Genomic DNA, 12712 nt, shown 5'->3' on the forward strand with positions numbered 1-12712 from the left:
GAGGCAGGGGCCCGGGTCAGGTGTGGCACGAGGGTGCGAGGCTGAGGGCCTCGTGACGGTGGGCTCGTTCGATGTTCGCCAGGGCGGCGCGGAAGCAGCGCACGACGGTGTCCCGTGTCTGGGCGGCGCAGTGGGGTGTGGCGGTGACGTTGGGGGCCATGAGGAGCGGGTCCGAGGGGCTGACCGGCTCCTCGGCCCAGACATCAATGCCCGCGGCGCCGATGTGTCCCTCCTCCAGGTTCTGCCGGAGTGCCGCTTCGTCGACGATGCCTGAGCGGGAGACGCTCACCAGCACCGACCCGGGCTTCATCGCCGCCAGTTCCTCGTGCGAGATCAGCATGGCGGTCTGTTCTGTGAGCGGTACGTGCACACTGACCACATCGGCCTGCTGCAGCAGTTCACGAAATGGTGTGTAGAGGGCGCCGGTCTCGTTCTCCACGTGCGCAGGGGCACGGGTGACATCGAAGTACCGGACGGTCATGCCGAAAGCTTGAGCCCGTCGGGCGACCTCACGTCCGATGGCGCCGAAACCGATGATGCCGAAGGTCTTGCCGTGGAGTTCGAAGGTCGACGAAAGCTGCTCGTTGGGCGCCCAGCGACCCGCAGTCATGTTGGTGTGCTGCGTACACAGGTGGCGCGCGGAGGCCAGGGCGAGAAGCAGCGTGTGCTCGGCGACCGCAGCGGAGTTCAGTGCGGGGAGGTTGGCGACCTCGATGCCGAGCTCTCGCGCAGTTGCCACATCCACGCCATCGAGCCCTGCGCCCAGTCGCTGCACCAGCTTCAGGTTCGATGCCGCCCTCAAGTACTCCCCCGATACGCTTCCGGCGCCGTTCAGGATGTAGGCGGCGCTTTTGAGATCGTCCCTCGTGGGGGTTCCGCTGTCGGGGATCAGCAGCTCGAACCCGTCGGGGATCTCGCTTCGGAGAACGTCGAGGACGCTCTCGTCCTTTTCGCCGATCCAGAGAATGGTTTCGGGCACGACTATTCCTTTTCCTGCAGGGGGGCGACGGGCGCCGCGGGACGGCTCGGGTTTGATGAGGGGGAACGGACGAACATCACGAGCACGGCTGAGAGAGCTCCTACGCCGGCCAGTGCCATGAGCGACGCGGTGACGGACCCGGTGACGTCGAGCAGGTAGCCGAAGAGGGTGGGGCCGACGAATCCTCCCAGCGCTGACACGGCGTTGACGAAGGCGAGCCCGCCTGCTCCGGCTGCCGTCGTGCCGAGGTAGGACGAGGCCAGCGCCCAGAACGCGGACATCGTCCCGTAGCCGAAGAAGGCAAAGCACAGCGCGATCAAGCCGACCACCGGGTCGACGACCGCGCCGACACCGAGCCCCAGGGCGATGCACACACAGCCGACGAGAACGTGCAGTTGGTGTCGTCCGTGCCGGTCCGAGGAACGGCCGAGAAGGAAGAGCCCGATGATCTGGAAGGCGTAGGGAGTGACCGAGAGGGAGGTCACCTGGAAGGTGGAGAGGTCGCCGATCCTGCGCGTCACCGACGGAAGCCAGAAGATCAGGCCGGCGTTGGTGATCTGCATGCAGGCGTAGACACCGGCGAGAAGGAGCACCCTGGGCTGGCGCAGGGTCTGGAACAGGCTGTGCCGGCGCGGCTCTTCCGCGTCCCTGTCGTTCTCAATGCGGGCGGTGAGTTCTTCACGCTCGGCACTGGTGAGCCAATTCGCGTCCGCCGGCCGGTCGGTGAGGAGGAACCAGCAGACGATGCCGACGACGACGGTGGCCGCACCTTCGAGGAGGAAGAGCCACTGCCAGCCGTGGAGACCCGCGGCCCCGTCGAGTCCGAGGAGCAGGCCCGAGGACGGCCCGGCCAGCAGGTACGCGGCCGGGCCGGCCGCGCTGAGAAGTGCCAGTGCTTTCCCGCGCTCACGCCTCGGAAGCCACAGGGCGATGTAGTAGACGGCGCCCGGGAAGAATCCCGCCTCGGCCGCACCGAGAAGGAACCTCAGCACGTAGAACATGGACTCGTTCTGCACGAGCGTCATCAGGACGGTGACGATCCCCCAGGACACCATGATCCTCGCCAGCCACCGCCGGGCGCCCACCTTGTGGAGGATGAGGTTGCTCGGTACTTCGAAGATGAAGTAGCCGATGAAGAAGATGCCTGCTCCGAAGCCGAAGGCCGCGTTGCTCAGCCCGAGGTCGGCGGAGAGGCTCTCCTCCGCGAAGGCAAGGTTTCCTCGGTCGAACTGATTGAGGAGGTACATCAAGGTGAGGAACAGCATCAGCCGCACTGTCACCTTTGCGGTGATGCTGCGATCACGCATCGCTATGGCCCTGGGCATCATGTGCGGCTCCCTTACCTACTGCCGGGGTGCCTCGGCATCGCCGAGCCAGAGCAATGTAAGCATCCTTCATCACCTCCGTAAACCCATGTAAGCATCTTTTTGGCGACAGTCATCTGGTGCCAGTCGACTACTGAACGCTGTCGTTGAACGTCCGGGGCACCTGGGCCCATGCCTCTGCCGTCTCGGAGAAGATCGCGCTGACCAGCCGGTTCGCGACGGCACGCGCCTCTTCCGGGCGCCGCCCCTGGATGGCATCAGCGAGACTCACGTGCAACTGAAGGGAATCCTCGTCAGGCAGATCCGGCAGCAGCCCGAGGTCACTCCGCCCAGAGACGGTGTTCCCCACCGCGCTCTGAAGCTGCGCGAACATCTCGTTCCCGGATGCCACCAGGATGACGTTGTGGAAGGTCACGTCGATCTCGACGAAGCGCTCGACGTCCTGTGCGCGCACGACCGCACGCATCTCGGCGGCGAGTGACAGCAGCCTGCTGCACAGATCGTCGGGGGCATGACGTGCCGCCAGCTCCGCCGCCGCCGGCTCGATCGCGCCACGGAGTTCGTTGAGGGAGCGGAGCTGGGCAGCGTAACCATCGCTCTCCAGGCGCCAGCGCATGACCAGCGGATCGAAGTAGTTCCACGAGGTCGACGGCAGAACCCGGACACCGACCCGCTTGACACTGCTGACCAGACCAAGAGTGTGCAGCACCCGTACCGCCTCTTTCACGACGGAACGGGACACCCCGAAGTCCGCTTCGAGGTCCTGGATGGGGACGACATGCCCTGCAGGCAGCCGACCAGTGACGATGGCACTACCGAGCGAATCAAGAGTCTGCTGCAACAGGGATTTCGGCATACCGTGCAGACTAATCTGCAGCCGACTCACCCCGGCCCCACACCTCATACCCCCCTCGCCACGGGCGAGAGGGAAGTGTGTCTGCAGCTTCGCCCTGGCAGGCTTCTGCCGGGATGGCTTCATGTCTGTGAGTCGAGGGCTCGGGAGATCCTTGGCGCTCCGTCCTCAGGGCCTACTTATCTTGTTCCCGGGCCGCCCCCGCTTCTGGGAGGTGCGCCAACTACCCTCGGTCTTGGAGGAACGCCTCGACGTCCCTCATGAGCCGGTCGGTCTCCTCGGAGGCCAACTGGTGGCCGGAGTGCTCGTAGACCTCGAAACGGGCGCTGGGGATACCACGGGCGACTTCCTCGCCGACCTCCGGCGGGTTCAGGCCGTCAGCGCGGCCGGAGACGACGAGGGTCGGTGCGGTGATCGTCGCGAGCCCGGGGCGGAGGTCGAAGCCGCGCAGTGAGCGGTCAATCGTGGCCCGTTCCTCGGGGGTGAGGACGACCCGTTGCGCCGTGATCTGGGTGGCCAGAATCTCGTCGCGCCGCGCCTGTGAAGTGTGCGGGGACCACAGCACCTCGGCCAGGAAGGCAGTCGTCTCCTCCGGCGTGGCCGTCGTGAGGTCGACGCCCCTCCGGGCCGCATAGGCGGCTATGGAAGAGGTCAGGCCGTGCGCCTTCGGGACGACGAGTACGAGGTCGGAGACCCGCGCCGGCTCCAGGATCGCCGCCTGCGTGGCGAGGTAGGAGCCCATCGAGATGCCGAGGATCGCTGCCTTTTGGTAGCCGAGGGCGGCGATGAGCCCGGCCAGGACCCGTCCCTGGTCTTGGATGTCGAACTCGGCCGGATGCGAGGACAGGCCGTGTCCGAGGGCGTCCGGCACGATCACCCGGGACTGCCGGGCGAAGCGCTGCGCGAGCGGCGCCAGCCCTGCCGACTCGCCGTAGAGTCCGTGCACCAGCACGAGCGGCGGCGATCCCGCCTCGCCGTGCTCCTCGTAGTGGATTATGTGCTCGTCGATCTGCAGGTCGGGCATCCCCGATCCTTTCTGTCGATGCGCGGGCGTCGCGCGATAAGGCCACGTTCTTCATCAAGAGACGCGGTCGCTGCCTCTGGCCGACGCTGGCACTTGACTGTCACCTGGCCGCCGCGGCAGCCAGGTCGAAGGCGCGAGGAGGGCCGGCGAGGGCAGCCTTGGCCTCGACGCTGAGTCCGTCGAGAATTTCGATCTCTCCTGCTTCAATGCCGTCCAGCGCGAGACAGGCGAGAGCGGCCGGGTCGTTCATCACCTCAGCGGAGAACTTCAATCCGGTGTCCTTCATGGCGTCGCGCAGCGTCGCGGTGCCGATGAGCCCGGCGATAAGCGCGGTGACGAGGGTCCCCTGGCCCGCCAGCTCCAGCCGCACACCGTTGGTCAAGCCCCACTGTGCGGATTTGGCGGCGGAAAGAGCCGTATTCGCCTCAACAGTGGTCCAGGCAGTGAGCGACAGGACATTGAGGATGGCACCGCCGCCATTCTCGGCCAGGACGGGAGCGAATGCCCGGATCGCGTCGAGTGTGCCGAAAAAGTGGGTGTCGATCATCTGCCCGATCGCGGCGCGGTCACCGGCCATCAGGCTCGCCACGTCAGTGGAAGCCGCATTGTTGACCAGGAGGTCGACATCGGTGGCGATCCGGCTGGCGGCGTCGATGGAGTCCCTGTCGGTGATGTCGAGCGACAGCACCTCAGCGCCCGGGATGTCGACGAGTTCCGGGCGGCGAGCAGTCGCGTAGACCTTGGCGCCGCGCCGTACCAGTTCTTCGGACAGATGCCGACCGAACCCTCGATTTGCACCGGTGACGAGAGCGGTCGCTCCGTGGATTCGCATGGAAGATCCACTCGATTCTGTTGCGTGACGATCAGAGAAAAGTGACCGTGCGGTCATAATCGAACCGTAGGGCGAACATGACCGGCTGGTCAACTTGCTAGTGTGTTGATATGCCTTCAGTAGCTCGTCCGGCCCGTGTCGATGCCGTCCGCAACCGCGCTTCGCTGCTGGCGGCGGCCGAGGCCGAGTTCGCGGAGCGGGGCATCGACGCCTCGGTCGCCGACATCGCCCACCGGGCGGGCGTGGCAAAGGGCACGGTTTTCCGCCACTTCGCCACGAAGGAGGCTCTGGTCGCGGCCGTAGCCGGTGATCGCCTCGCCCGACTCGTGGCCGTTGCCCGACGCCTTTCGGAGTCGCCCGACTCCGGTGTGGCACTACGGGAGTTCCTGTCCGCAGCTGCGGAGATCCTGCAGCAGCAGGGCCTCGCGTTCCTGCGGGCGGCCAGCGAGTGCAACCCCGTGGTCGCAGAAATCCACGACGATTTGCTCACGAGTGCCGGTGTGCTGGTCGAACGGGCTCGTCGAGACGGTCTCGTGCGAGCCGATGTCACCGGGGCCGATGTCCTGCTGCTGACCTGTGCCACCGTCCACACCGTCGCGGCAATGCCAGGCCCGACACCGGACCTGTGGCGGCGCTACCTAACCATCATCATCGACGGGCTGCGTCCAGAGGGCGCCAGTCCGTTGCCGAGGCCGGCCCCGGAGCGGCTTTAAGCTTGTCGCCGACCTCTGGCATCTCTGGCACAACCTCGCCGAAGCCGTCAAGAGCCAGGTCAGCAAGCACAGTGGCCGCCTGCGTGACCCTGGTCCCGCTCCCGAATCGGCGCCGGAGGTCTGCCAGCCACCGGTCTCCCGAGCAGGAAGGCTGGCGGCCCGAGTTGAACGGGATCACATCGCCGTCCACGACCTTACGAACCAGGGGATGTCGCTCCGGGCCATCGCCCGCCGTCTGGAGATGTGCCGGAACACCGTGTGCCGCTATGCCCGCGCCGCCACCTGGGAGGAAATGACCTCCGGTCGCTGGCAGAACCTCTCCAGCATCCTGGACCCTGCCCTTGCCGAATACCTCATCCATCCAGGCGGGAGCGGGTTTCGGCACCCGCCGAGGCTGCTCAATCACCGCTCTCGCGTGCTGGCGATGGGCGCGGCATGATGATCAGTCGTGCTGCTGAGGCTGGCGTACCTGGGTGTGACGAACGCGTTCGCGATGCTGCGAATGCTGCCGATGAGCGGCCGTGAGAAGGATGTCGAGATCCTGGCCTTGCGCCACCAGATCGGCGTTCTGGAACGGCAGCTGAACGGGCAGCAGGTTCAGTTCCATGCGAGCGACCGGGCGTTCCTGGCGTCGCTCCTCCAGGGCCTGCCGCGGGAAGTGCTGCGTCGGATGCGGCTGCTGGTGAAGCCGGACACGGTACTTCGCTGGCACCGCAACGTGATCGCTCGCCGACACGCTGCCCAGTCTCGGCCCAAGCGCGAAGGCCGGCCCCGCACCGTGCACTCGATCCGGGTGCTGGTGCTGCGCCTGGCCCGGGAAAATCCAAGCTGGGGCTACCGACGCCTCCACGCAGAGCTGCTCGATCTCGGGGTGAAGGTGGCGGCATCCACAGTCTGGGAAATCTTGAAGGAGGCCGGCATCCACCCGGCACCTGAGCGGGCCTCGAGCACCTGGGCGGACTTCCTGCGCTCCCAGGCCGACGCGCTCCTGGCATGCGACTTCTCCGAACCGTCACCCTGACCGGGAGGCGTCTGTACGTGTTCGCCACGATCGAGCACGCGAACCACCGGATCCGCATCCTGGGCTCCACCGCACATCCCACCGCGTCCTGGGTCGTCCAGGCCGCGAAGAACCTCGCTCCACTCGAGGCCCCGGGCCGGATCGCCCATCTGGACATACGACGGCGAGCGCGACTCGGCGGCACCCTCCACGAGTACCGACATGCCGCCTGACCAGGCTGGATAAGGTATTCGGCAAGCTCAACTCCGACGTGACCGTCTCGACGGCGTGCTCCACGAGTGCCAACATGCTTCCTGGCCTGCAAGGGCGCAATTATCGGCACGCACAGGCCCGCGAGTGTCGGCGGGCCCCGGTCGGACCTGTGGCATGGCCCTCCGTACGGGCGTGTCAGGCCAGACCTGCGGCGATGGCGCGGCGGACGGCGTCGGCGCGGTCGCGAATGTCGGCCTTGGCGAACAGGTTGTTGATGTGGGTCTTGACCGTGGCCTCGCTGATGAACAGCTTCTCGGCGATGGCTCGATTGGGCAGGCCCTGGCCGATGAGCGTCAGGACCTCGCGCTCGCGCGGTGTGATGTCCGCGGGCAGCGACTGGGTGGCAGCCGGTGCGGTGGTGCGTACCGTGGCCAGGAGCCGGTCCTGGACCTCGCGGTCGAGGACGGACTGACCGGCGGCGGCCGCGCGGATCGCCCGGAGGATGTCCTGCCGCCCGGCGTTCTTGGTCAGGTACCCGCGGGCTCCGGCGCTCAGGGCGGCCAGGATGGAGTCGTCGTCGGCGAAGGTGGTCAGCACGACCACCGCCACACCGGGGTGTTCCTCGCTCAGCGTGCGGGTGGCCTCGATGCCGTCCATCTGAGGCATCCGCAGATCCATCAGCACCACGTCGACCGGCCCGGCCGCCACCGCGGCCAGCACTTCGGTGCCATTGGCCGCGGCCAAGATCACGTCGATGTCCTCGGACAGGGCGAGCACCGCGGCCAGAGGCTCACGGACGGCGGCCTGGTCGTCGGCGACGATCACTCTCAACCGGCTCTGCTGATCGGCCTGTTCACTCATCGGGGAACACTCTCATCCGGGATAACTGCCTCCACCTGCCAGCCGCCTGCGTCCGGTCCTTCCGGCACCGGTCCCGCTGTAAGGGTGCCATCCAGCAGTGCGACCCGTTCACGCATCCCGATCAGTCCCATCCCGCTGCCGAGTCCCGCGGACGCTTCACGGGTGGCTGGCCCGTTGCGGACCGTCAGCGTCGTCGACGCCTCCGCGAACGTCAGCCGCACCGCGACGGTCGCGCCGGGGGCGTGCCGCCCGGCGTTGGTCAGGGCCTCCTGCGCGATCCGCAGCAGATTCTGGGTGCCGCGCGCCGAGAGCGGCCGGACGGGGCCGATGACCGTGAGCGCATCCCGGTGGCCGGACGACTCCAGCATCGCGGTCAGGGTCGCGACCAGTGGCAGTGCGTCCTCGCGCAGCGCGTGCACCGTCCACTGCGCCTGCTTGAGGCTCTCCTTGACCATGCTGTGCGCCTTGTGGTTCGCCTCGCGGACCTTGTCCAGGTCGCCGGTGTCCAGCAGCGCGTCGGCGAGCTCCAGTTGCATGTTGATCCCCGCCAGCGAGTGCGCCAGCACGTCGTGCACGTCTCGGGCGATCCGGCTGCGCTCAGTCAGCGCGGCGGTCCGGGCCTCGGCTCGTGCGGCACGCTCGGAGGACTCGGCCGCGACGATCACCGCCTCCAGCGCGCGCTGCTTGCTCCGGCTGAGGATGCCCGCCACCACAGGAAGGCCCGTCGTGAGTCCCAGGCCCCATGCCAACTGGTGGTGTCCCGGGCCGAAGTGGAAGCGGAGCACCACGGCGCACAGGAGACTGCTGGACGCGGCCAGCGGGAGGGACCACTTGAGCGGGAAGCGGTAGCCGATGTGGCCGACAAGGAAGTAGGCGAACAGATAGCTGGAGCCGGTGCGACTGACCCCGATCAACGCGGCGGACGCGACGACACCCAGTGACATCCATACGAGGACGACGCGCGGGGAGAACCTGGCTTCGGGCAGCTGACGGACCAGCAGCGCCGCCGAGCACAGCACAAGGAGCGCGGCGACCGCGAGGCCCCGGCCGCTGAGGCCGAGGGGGCGGACCGTCAGGAAGCCGCTGGCGATGACCACGAGCGTGACGGCCCAGTGCATCCTGGGATCTCTGCGGGGAACCGCCGGGTGCCCGGACTCCGGGGCGGGCGCGGGGTCCGGACGGCTCTCAGGTACTGGCACGGCGCGACGATAACCCACGATCAGGCGCTGCGATCGACGCTCAGGGCAGGACGCGTCTCCGGCGCCGGCCGCCCGGCCACCATGCGGCCGCGTACGAAGATGGTGGCCAGCCGGGTGACGACCTCAGTGAGGGCCATGAGGACGAACGCGGCGACCCACGCCTGATCGCTGGTGATCTGATGGGTGATGCTGAAGCGGGCGACGTAGTCGCCGCCGCCGTGCTCGGTCCACAGCTGAAATCCCATGCGCGCGCCCATGCCGATCACCCAGAGCGCCGCCGAGACCGCGCCGGCCTTGATCAGGACGTGCTCCCCGGAGACCCGGACCCTGGTGTAGACGCCGCCGGCGATGCCGAGTGCGGCGCCCGTGGCCACCAGGGTGCCGATCAGCACCAGGTCGTTGCCTCCGGTCGGTACGGATTCGAGGTACTGGTGGGCCACGAAGGCCACGATCCCCAGCGGGATGAGGAAGGTCCGCCAGTCCAGTCGGCCCTCCCGCAGCTGCCGGAAGACGACAAGGAGGAGAGCGATGTCGGTGATCCACTCGGTCGTAGTCATGCCCATAAGACTGCTGCGGCAATGCCTCGACCACCTGGACCCATGGGTGGACCTCCGGGTGGACATCGGTCGGCCGGAGGTGGAACAACCCCCACGGTGTCCGTCAGCCGGACGGCGCGGTCACTGCACCGCGCCGTCCGGAATGCACACGTACCCCTGGCCCCATGCGTTCCGTTCCACGTGGCTGGGTTCCGTGGAGCCGAGGCAGAAGAGCCATGCCTCGCGGTAGGACGGGTTCGTCAGGATCAGCTCCTGCTCGTCCTCATCGGCGCGGACAAGGCTGTCGTACGCCTCATTGGACAGGACGACCGTGCCGGTGCCCGGCTCGGGGTCGGCGGCCGGAGCCGGGGTGGAGCAGGCGACGGAGGCGGCCAGGGCCAGGAGGAGGGCGCCGGTGGCGGAGCGGATGTGCATCTGGGAGTTCTCCCTGTTTCGACGACGGGACATCGCCTGCTCAACCCCGGACTCCCGGCTTGGTCACGCTCCGGACCACCGGGTGGCCTGGAGAGGACACCCCACGAAGTCGCCTGCTATACCTGCCGCTTCACGTACGTGACTGCGATCATGCCGGCGGAGAAGACGACCGGCACGACCGCCCCACCTGAAGCGACAGCGGCGAGCGGGGACTGTCCGAGAGCGGCAAGACCAATCCCGGAGGTGAGCCCGACGATGACGGAGATCAGAGCGACGACCACTACGTGGTGCACGCGGTGGTCGCAGGTGGAAGTGGTTGCTGACAAGAAAGGCCCTCCACGGCATCGTCAGAGCGCCGTCACGGAGACCGGGGCAGGAGTCGTCCCGCTGCCGGGGCCGTGTGACGACGTCGCCGCCCGATGGGCGTCGCCACAGGAGAGCGCCGGCCAGGCGCCCCTATAGGTACTCTGCCGCCGCACCTCGACGGTTCGCCGTCCGCACCGATGCACCGTGCCTTTCAAGGGTCTCGTCAACTGCGTACACACTAACCAACGCCACTGACATCCAGCCGAGTTACCGGGACATCCCCAGGACCTACGACGGCCCCGGGCAGTGCCCATCGCCTGGCTCCGCCCTACGCGCCGGCGCCGAGCCGCACCCCAGACCTTCATCTGGGCCACGACAGCCAACTAGATCCTCGACAAGGTCGCCGCCTACTGCCACAGAATCTCCGACTCACGTCGCTAGCTAGGCGGAAGGCGGGGAAAGCGGGGACGGCGTGGCAGCAGACAGGGCGCCGAGCACGTGCGGCAGGTCCTCGCTGCCCGCGCCGATCAGTATGCGCGCGCCGGGCACCGGTCCGTCCAGTGCCTCGCACTCGGCGACGAGCCCGAATTGCGCCTCCTCCGCCCCGTCCGTACGCCCGTACCGGCCGAACCGCAGCCGCAGCGGGTCGTCACGGTGCGGTGGCCGCACCCGAACCAGGCGCAGAGTGCCGGGGAGGAGCCGCATCCCGAAGCTGCCGGTGCCCACTGCCGGTCCGGATACGGCGGCAAGTCCCTGCGGCCCGGTCCGCAGCCACCCCATCGACAGCAGCTGCCACGGGCCCGGACCCCACACGATGCCCTGGAAGCGGCGCTCCACCACCGGCACGATGGGCTCCATGCGCACCAGTGTCGGCAGCCTGCGCCGCATCAACCGGTAAGCCCAGCAGGCCATGCCCACCGCGCTCAGCGCACCCACGGCACCCCCGGTCCACGCCATCGTCCAGGGTCGGTCCTCCGCGAAGAACGCGCCGAGGGCCCCGCCCAGCCCTGCCATGGTGAAGGTCACCCCTGGCACTACCGTCTGCCACGGCCAGTTCAACCGGGACACGCCACCACGCACCATCCGCCACAGCCCCGACCACAGGAACGCTGCCCCCAGCCCGGCGAGGGCCGCCCCGAACGCGGCGGGGAGCACGAACTCCCGGCCCGGGTAGTGCGCTGTGCGCAGCGTCAGCTCCTCACCGCCCGCCGGCACCTCCAGCAGCCGCACCGAATCGCGCCACCAGAACAGGGTTGCCCTTCCGCGACCGTCGGCGGCTTCGACCAGGTCCCGGTCCGCACCGTCGATGTCCAGTTTGATGGCCAGCGTGCGCCCGCCGGTCCGGCCGAACTCGAACTGGTAGCGGGCCCCGGTCTTCTTGTTCAGCTTCAGCAGTACCTCGTCCACTGCCACTTGCTCCGCCCGCATGCAGAACGGCTCCTGGTACCGGCCCCCGCACACTTTCAGCCTGCCGGTGTCCCGCCCTTGGGCGTCGTGTATCGCCAGGCGTGGGAAGTCGAGGTCGACGGAGCGGGCACGCTCCGCGCTCCGTGCCAGCTGCCACGCCGCCCCCAGCAGCGCGACGGCCAACACCACCCGCACCGTCCCCCAGACCACGTCATGCACCCGCCCGCGCACCGGCCACCCCTCCCCTGCCCCCGGACGCCCCTCGCGCCGGTGTGACAGATCGAAAGTGTGCCATCAGAGCTTCCGGCCCGTCCGCCGTCAGCTTCCGGCGTCGGCCGAGAGGCGGCAGGATGTCTCGACGACCTGTTGCAGGGCGGCGACATGGCCCTCCAGCGTGCCCCGGCCGCATCGCTCAGGCTCACCCAGGTGCGCGGCCGCTTGCCGACGTACCCCTTCTTGACCTCGACGTACCCCTTCGCCTCCAGTGTGCTGACCTGCTTGCGCAGCGGGTCTGCTGCACGATCGGGTGACATCTTGACCTGCCCCACCAGTTGGGCTCCAGCCCTTGTGGCTAACCGGCAGCCGGGGTGGTGTCGTTCTCGAAGAGTAGTTCGTACTCGATGGGGGTGCGGTAGCCCAGTGCTGAATGTCGTCGTTGGCGGTTGTAGAAGATCTCGATGAACTCGAAGATCGCGTTGGCCAGTTCGACCCGGGTCTTCCACCGCCATCGGGATACCTCACCCCTCCGGCATAGCGCAGCCCACGACAACCGTCACGACCCCACGTAACCCCAGCCATTAAAGATCTCTAGAAGCTGCCAGCAGCACGACGTCCTTGAAACCAAGCCAGCTCCCCACCGAGCCATGTACCGGCCAAGACAACCTCCTCCAGCACTACGGCCCAAGGACCAGCCTCGCCCCCGCCTGCTCGTTGCGTGCGCGGAGCGCGACATGGGGGATGCCGTTCCGTCTGCTCAACCGTTGGGGCATCAGAGTACGACGAAGCGGCGGCCCCCGGAACTCCGGGGGC

14 protein-coding genes and 2 pseudogenes are annotated in these 12712 nt (G+C 67.9%); 3 read left to right on the plus strand and 13 right to left on the minus strand.

All coding sequences use genetic code 11. The features are described from left to right. Positions 1–16: 16 nt before the first annotated feature. From ABT004_RS26730 to ABT004_RS26750, 5 genes are all read right to left on the minus strand, one after another. Entirely contained in the window at positions 17–979 is a 963-nt protein-coding gene (locus tag ABT004_RS26730) for a 2-hydroxyacid dehydrogenase (protein ID WP_351341755.1), read from the minus strand. A gap of 2 nt (positions 980–981) precedes the next feature. After that, positions 982–2304, minus strand: a complete 1323-nt coding sequence (locus ABT004_RS26735; protein ID WP_351341758.1) for an MFS transporter — start codon at positions 2302–2304, stop codon at positions 982–984. A 130-nt stretch (positions 2305–2434) separates the two neighbouring features. Further along, positions 2435–3160 (minus strand): FadR/GntR family transcriptional regulator, encoded by a 726-nt coding sequence (locus tag ABT004_RS26740; RefSeq protein ID WP_351341761.1) that lies wholly within the window; start codon positions 3158–3160, stop codon positions 2435–2437. Positions 3161–3380: 220 nt separating this feature from the next. Continuing rightward, the gene (locus ABT004_RS26745; protein ID WP_351341764.1) at positions 3381–4181 is read right to left on the minus strand and encodes an alpha/beta fold hydrolase; all 801 of its coding nucleotides are present in this window, start codon (positions 4179–4181) and stop codon (positions 3381–3383) included. A gap of 100 nt (positions 4182–4281) precedes the next feature. Then, a complete protein-coding gene (locus ABT004_RS26750; RefSeq protein WP_351341766.1) occupies positions 4282–5013 on the minus strand; it encodes an SDR family NAD(P)-dependent oxidoreductase in 732 nt (243 codons plus the stop codon). A gap of 110 nt (positions 5014–5123) precedes the next feature. Between ABT004_RS26750 and ABT004_RS26755 the strand changes: the two genes are divergently transcribed. From ABT004_RS26755 to ABT004_RS26765, 3 genes and pseudogenes are all read left to right on the plus strand, one after another. Next, on the plus strand, positions 5124–5726 hold the full coding sequence (locus tag ABT004_RS26755) for a TetR/AcrR family transcriptional regulator (RefSeq protein WP_351341767.1): 603 nt from the start codon (positions 5124–5126) through the stop codon (positions 5724–5726). Between the two features lie 208 nt (positions 5727–5934). Continuing rightward, positions 5935–6165, plus strand: coding sequence for a hypothetical protein (locus ABT004_RS26760; protein WP_351341769.1), 231 nt, complete (start codon positions 5935–5937; stop codon positions 6163–6165). Between the two features lie 9 nt (positions 6166–6174). Further along, a pseudogene (locus ABT004_RS26765) lies at positions 6175–6914 on the plus strand (helix-turn-helix domain-containing protein); the annotation flags it as partial. Positions 6915–7134: 220 nt separating this feature from the next. Here ABT004_RS26765 and ABT004_RS26770 read toward each other — a convergent pair. From ABT004_RS26770 to ABT004_RS26805, 8 genes and pseudogenes are all read right to left on the minus strand, one after another. Next, positions 7135–7800, minus strand: coding sequence for a response regulator transcription factor (locus ABT004_RS26770; RefSeq protein ID WP_351341771.1), 666 nt, complete (start codon positions 7798–7800; stop codon positions 7135–7137). After that, positions 7797–8918 (minus strand): sensor histidine kinase, encoded by a 1122-nt coding sequence (locus ABT004_RS26775; RefSeq protein ID WP_451193542.1) that lies wholly within the window; start codon positions 8916–8918, stop codon positions 7797–7799. Before ABT004_RS26775 ends, ABT004_RS26770 begins: the two co-directional genes overlap by 4 nt. A gap of 101 nt (positions 8919–9019) precedes the next feature. Next, positions 9020–9556, minus strand: coding sequence for a hypothetical protein (locus ABT004_RS26780; protein ID WP_351341775.1), 537 nt, complete (start codon positions 9554–9556; stop codon positions 9020–9022). A 120-nt stretch (positions 9557–9676) separates the two neighbouring features. Beyond that, positions 9677–9970 (minus strand): hypothetical protein, encoded by a 294-nt coding sequence (locus tag ABT004_RS26785; RefSeq protein ID WP_327660063.1) that lies wholly within the window; start codon positions 9968–9970, stop codon positions 9677–9679. Between the two features lie 116 nt (positions 9971–10086). Continuing rightward, on the minus strand, positions 10087–10296 hold the full coding sequence (locus ABT004_RS26790; RefSeq protein ID WP_351341777.1) for a hypothetical protein: 210 nt from the start codon (positions 10294–10296) through the stop codon (positions 10087–10089). A 421-nt stretch (positions 10297–10717) separates the two neighbouring features. Further along, the gene (locus ABT004_RS26795; RefSeq protein WP_351341781.1) at positions 10718–11854 is read right to left on the minus strand and encodes a hypothetical protein; all 1137 of its coding nucleotides are present in this window, start codon (positions 11852–11854) and stop codon (positions 10718–10720) included. Further along, on the minus strand, positions 11740–12216 hold the full coding sequence (locus tag ABT004_RS26800) for a transcriptional regulator (RefSeq protein ID WP_351341783.1): 477 nt from the start codon (positions 12214–12216) through the stop codon (positions 11740–11742). The genes ABT004_RS26795 and ABT004_RS26800 overlap by 115 nt, the downstream gene beginning before the upstream one ends. Before the next feature lie 38 nt (positions 12217–12254). Beyond that, positions 12255–12407, minus strand: a pseudogene (locus ABT004_RS26805) (IS3 family transposase); the annotation flags it as partial. Positions 12408–12712: the final 305 nt, after the last annotated feature.

The sequence above is a fragment of the Streptomyces sp. NPDC002790 genome, from assembly GCF_040295505.1.
Taxonomy (GTDB): Bacteria; Actinomycetota; Actinomycetes; order Streptomycetales; family Streptomycetaceae; genus Streptomyces.